This window comes from Syntrophomonas sp. UBA5494 (genome assembly GCF_002426325.1).
Genome location: NZ_DIPG01000138.1, coordinates 1 through 5,057 on the forward strand (window position 1 = coordinate 1; position 5,057 = coordinate 5,057).

Genomic DNA, 5,057 nt, shown 5'->3' on the forward strand with positions numbered 1-5,057 from the left:
AGTGGGGAAGGTTCTTGACTGGCGCACTAGCGGCCAGTCAAGAACCTTCCCCACTTGCTCTATAAGCAGGCTGGATATTCTCAAAAAATATTTTGCAGCCTGCAGGGTTGAGCTTCATTATTATCGTTATTATTAGAGAGCGCATGGGGGGTGGTCACGGTTGGGAATGAAAAAGAAAATACGCCTTTAATAACCGGTGACCTGAAGGCCTTCGAATCTTTTATCGATCAGTATAAAGCCTATGTTTTCGCGATTATTATGCGTTTTGTCAGCAATCCCGATGATGTTCAAGATATAGCCCAGGAGGTTTTTCTACAGCTTTATCATTCTCTGCCCCGGTACCGGCCTGAGCACCTGAAAGCCTGGGTGGGGAAGATTACCATCAACAAGGCCATTGATTGGAAGCGCAAACGAAACCGGCAATTGGAAATAGTGGATCATCCTGGTGAAATGAAGAACCCTTATCCTGCAGACCTGAATCCGGAGCAATTCGTTCTCCGCCGGGAGAGGAAGGTCCAACTGAAAGACCTGTTCCGGGAGTTGCCTCCGGGTTACCGCAAGGTGATCGTTAAGTATCATTTTGAAGGCAAGTCTTATCAAGAGATCGCCCGGGAAGAAGGCATCAGTTTGAAGACCGTGGAATCCCGCCTGTACCGGGCCAGGAAACTGCTGCGAGAACGATGGAAGGAGATAACCTGATGAAGCATTTCAGCAGAGCACAATGGCAAAACTTTAACCGGCATTCAAACGGGGCTGAAGTATCCTTGATGGAAGCCCATCTACAGACCTGCCAACAATGCCAGGCGCTTTTTCTGGAATGCATCGAGCAGGTTGAATTGGAGCGGGCGGAAGCCTTGATAACCCCTGATTTTACTGCCCAAACACTCGAACGGGTCAAGAAAGCAGGCCGGAAAAAGCAGCCTAAGATGCAGCCTGCCGGTGGCAGATTGCTGGCCTACTACACCGCGGCAGCCGTCCTGACCCTCATACTTACCGGCGGGGGTGTCCTGCAATCATTGAGCAGCAGGTTGATCTGGCCCGAATTCTACCCGCAGATACACAGAGCCATCAGTTATGAGAGGGTTTTCTATGACTGGCCGACGCAACTGCGAGAAAAGGCCGCGGGCTGGATGGATGAAATTGACGTATACAATAAGGGGAGGTAGAGCAGTGAAAAAAAAGAGCAGGTTTCTGGTATTTCTTTTATCTCCGATTCCTGGCCTTAGCCACCTCTATTTGGGGTGCCACCAACGGGCCCTGGTATTTTTCACAGTTTTCCTGGGACTCTGTGTAGGCGGGATATTTATTGACAGCATGAGCGGCCATTATTTTCTTTCCGGCAATCTGATGCCCCTGATTTTCTTCGTCATAGCCCTGGTATGGTTTATCGCCCTGGCGGAAGCTTTGAGTCTGGCGGGTCAGAGTGCGTATGGCGATGGTGACGGGAATGACAGTGTGGACCCTGCACAACCGGGGTTGTTTTTGATCAGTGACCGCAAACTGATCGCCCTGGCCTTTTCCACTATTCCCGGGGCGGGGCATATGTTTTTGGGCCTATTGAAACAAGGCGCTCAATTGATGTCCGGATTCTTCCTCTTGCTGATTTTATCGGGCTGGCTGAATCTCAGTCTGTTAGCCTTTATTATACCGGTAATCTGGTTCTACAGCGTATTTGACATTTATCATATGCTGGAGGATGAGAGGGAAGTCTATCTGGATTCATCTATATTGTTCGACTGGTTTTCCACTCATCCCGGAACAGTGGGATGGGGGCTGATCGGTCTGGGTCTGCTGGTATTGCTGCAGCGCATCGTGAGTCCGCTGTTGGAGCCGCTGCTCAACGCAAGCCTGCGCGGCTATATTGAAACCACTTTTGTAGCCTTGTTGTTGATAGCCGGGGGGATCAAGCTTTTGCTGGGGAGTAAGGCGGCGGATCAAGAAAATACCGCGCCCGAAACAGGCGGGACCGAAATATATCAGGATATTGAAGCGGCAGAACGTCCTGACAGGGAGGAATTACCATGAGGAAGTGGCGGGTAGGTACGTTTTCCATGGGTTTGCTCATGGTCTTGAGCGGAGTCGGAATCCTTTTGGCGCAGATTCAGGGTATTTCGGCTTTGGGCTATGCACTGAAATGGTGGCCCTTGCTTTTTATAGTACTGGGTGTTGAGGTATTGCTGCAAAGCTATTTCTCCGGGGCTGAAAGCAGCCCGATCAAATATGACATTTTCAGCATTTTTATCATTCTGCTCATGGTTACATTTGGCTTGAGCCTGCAGGCCGCCAGTGAAACCGGATTAGTCCGTTATGTACAGCAGAATATCACTGCCGAAAGGTTCTATGTTCAGAGCGAGCGTGAAATAGCTGTGGAACAGGGGATTCAAAAAGTGGTGGTTGAAGCGGAACGCTGCGCCCGTCTGGAGGTAAGCACCGGCTCCGGGGAATCCATACTGTGCAACATACAAGCCGGAATTCGAAGTCAGTCCAAAGCGGAGGCCGAACAGATCCTGCAGAACCAGACCCAAGTTGCTGCCAGCAGGAGCGGCTCTACTATGTACCTGAGGCTGGGCTTTGCGGAAGCGTATAATCACGGAACCTTCTCGCTGGTGCTGCCCGAAAAAGTAGCGGTAGAAATCGCCCATGGACCGGCTTCTCTGGCAGTGGTCAACGCACAGCTTAAAAAAGATTGGCTCATCACCGGGGCTGGAAGCGTTGATGTCATTCTGGCTCCAAAGTCCGATGTATTGTTGTCAGTTATAGGTCCCGATCCTCTGGAATTAAAAGGCAATATGAACTGGACCGACCCCCAGGGCCAACCGGTTCAGGCGCCGGTTCGGCAGCAGGAGGGTCAGGTTCCGGAAAAGATCGGGGAAGAAAAGGGCAGCCAGGCTCAGGCCCGACTGGGGCAGGCGCTTCATAAGCTGAGTATTGTCCATAAAGGCGGCGGTATAACCGTCAACCAGCTGCCCTGAGGAACAGGTAAGCTGAAGCCGGATTTAGGACGCGCAAGGCTTCAATATCCGGGATTAAAAGCAGACCATATCTGACCTGGATGAATATCTGTGAAGAAGAACATGATCTATTTATTATAACCCCCTGCCAGCCGGAAAGGGGAATGCATAATGGGTCCGGGCTGACATTGTCCTCGATAATGCCGGCTCATAGGGGAAAAAGAAACGCCCGGCAATCTGCGGGCGTTTGCTAAGGAGATCGGTCTGCTTGCGGTTTTTCGATTATCAGGCTGAGCCGGCCAGCAGTCGAACCATCCTGGTGATGACTTTGACTGCGGTCTGCATCGATTCCAGGCTGATAAACTCATAACGGCTGTGAAAATTATGACCGCCGGTGAAGATGTTGGGGCAGGGCAGACCCATAAAGGACAGCCGGGCGCCGTCGGTGCCCCCTCGCACCGGCTTGATCAAAGGATTGACGCCCTCCTTGAGCATGGCCTGCTCCGCCAGAGTCACTATGTGCAATACCGGTTCGATCTTTTCTTTCATGTTATAATACTGATCCTGCATGTTGAGGCTGATCGTCGATGCGCCGTATTTGCCGTTAAGGAAATCCACGCAGCTTTTCAAGTAGGCCTTCTTGGCCTCGAACCTGGACCGGTCATGGTTTCTGATTATATAGGTCATTTTAGCTTCTTCCACGCTGCCTTGCAGATGGCTGAGATGGTAAAAGCCTTGGTATTCACGGGTATATTCCGGACGCTCCTGGGGAGGCAGCATGGTATTCAGTTCCATAGCCAGCAAAATGGCATTTTTCATGCACATATAGGCCGAGCCCGGATGCACATTACAGCCTTTGATGTCGAGCACTGCCAGGGCGGCATTGAAGGTTTCGTATTCCAGTTCTCCCAATGCGCCGCCATCGACAGTATAGGCAAAATCCGCTCCGAAAGCAGCTACGTCAAAAAAGTCCGCGCCCTGCCCGATCTCTTCGTCGGGGGTAAAAGCCACCGCCAGCTTGCCGTGTTCAAAACCCGGCTCAGCCATGATGCCGGCCAATGCGGTGATAATTATGGCGATGCCGGCCTTGTTATCCGCTCCCAGGAGGGTGGTCCCGTCGCTGGTGATGATGGTTTGGCCTTGATAATTGCTGAGTTCAGGATAATCCTGCACTTTCAAGGTCAGGTTTAAAGCCTCATTTAACAGCAAATCACGGCCGTCGTAGCCGGCAAACACCCGGGGCTGTACATTTTTACCCGCTACCTCCGGACTGGTGTCCAGGTGGGCAATAAACCCTGCCGTGGGAAGCTTTTTGTCCGTATTAGCCGGTATTTCGGCCATTAAATAGCCTTTATCACTGAGGCTGATTTTGCTGAAACCTAACTGCCGCAGCTCATTCTCCAGGAGGCGGGCTAATTCCATTTGGCCGGGGGTGCTGGGATGAGTACCGGTATTTTCGGCAGATTGAGTATCAATCCTCACATATCTTAAAAACCTATCCAGTAATTGCTGCATATTTTACCTCCTATAACCCGAGCCTGTTTTCCTTACTTTATCTTTCTCCTTTTCAGGCAATCTTCATCCTGCCCGGGTCTTACAAGCTGAGAATGGCCTTGGGCCATCCCAAGAATACCGGCAGCCCGGCTTGGCTGGTCACGTTCCTGCCTGAGCAAGAACATTTCTGGTCAAGGAAATGATATCCGAGCGTAACCGATGGGGATAAAAACGGCCCGGACTGCGGGCCGTTTTAAGCTTTAGCTGGGGGCGGTCTCTTTATTAGTCAATGAATGTTACCATTTCCTCGAGGGGCTTTCTGTTAATAGCGGCTGCACTTGAAGCGGGATAACCCAACACGATCATGCTCACTACATCAAGCTCATCGGGTATGTTTAACAATTGTTTAATTTTATCGGTTTCAAAAAGGCTGAACCATAAGCTGCCCAAACCCAGTGCATGTGCGGCCAGATGCATGTTCTGTATGGCGGCGCAGCAGGAAAAGGCATAGCCGGTGCCCCGGCCGGGCAGAAATTGATCTGCCCCGGTTTTCTTGGGATCGCCTGCTATCACAATTATTACCGGGGCTTCAGTCAGGAAGTCAATTTTAAA

General features: G+C 51.1%; 6 protein-coding genes. 4 read left to right on the top strand and 2 right to left on the bottom strand.

Annotated features, from left to right (window positions below):
- Positions 1-150: 150 nt before the first annotated feature.
- The 4 genes from B3W37_RS15515 to B3W37_RS15530 are packed head-to-tail and all read left to right on the top strand — an operon-like array spanning position 151 to position 2,972.
- Positions 151-699 (top strand): RNA polymerase sigma factor, encoded by a 549-nt coding sequence (locus B3W37_RS15515; RefSeq protein ID WP_483176346.1) that lies wholly within the window; start codon positions 151-153, stop codon positions 697-699.
- A complete protein-coding gene (locus tag B3W37_RS15520) occupies positions 699-1,166 on the top strand; it encodes a hypothetical protein (protein WP_483169214.1) in 468 nt (155 codons plus the stop codon). The genes B3W37_RS15515 and B3W37_RS15520 overlap by 1 nt, the downstream gene beginning before the upstream one ends.
- 4 nt (positions 1,167-1,170) lie before the next feature.
- Positions 1,171-2,025 carry a hypothetical protein gene (locus B3W37_RS15525; protein WP_483176347.1) on the top strand — a complete coding sequence of 285 codons (855 nt, stop codon included), beginning with the start codon at positions 1,171-1,173 and terminating at the stop codon, positions 2,023-2,025.
- The gene (locus B3W37_RS15530; protein ID WP_483169216.1) at positions 2,022-2,972 is read left to right on the top strand and encodes a hypothetical protein; all 951 of its coding nucleotides are present in this window, start codon (positions 2,022-2,024) and stop codon (positions 2,970-2,972) included. The genes B3W37_RS15525 and B3W37_RS15530 overlap by 4 nt, the downstream gene beginning before the upstream one ends.
- Positions 2,973-3,236: 264 nt before the next feature.
- On the opposite strand, the gene pepT is transcribed toward B3W37_RS15530, so the two are convergent.
- Positions 3,237-4,466 (bottom strand): peptidase T, encoded by a 1,230-nt coding sequence (gene pepT / locus B3W37_RS15535; protein WP_483176348.1) that lies wholly within the window; start codon positions 4,464-4,466, stop codon positions 3,237-3,239.
- Positions 4,467-4,727: 261 nt separating this feature from the next.
- The coding region (locus tag B3W37_RS15540; protein ID WP_483176349.1) for a nitroreductase family protein at positions 4,728-5,057 on the bottom strand (330 nt) is incomplete at its 5' end.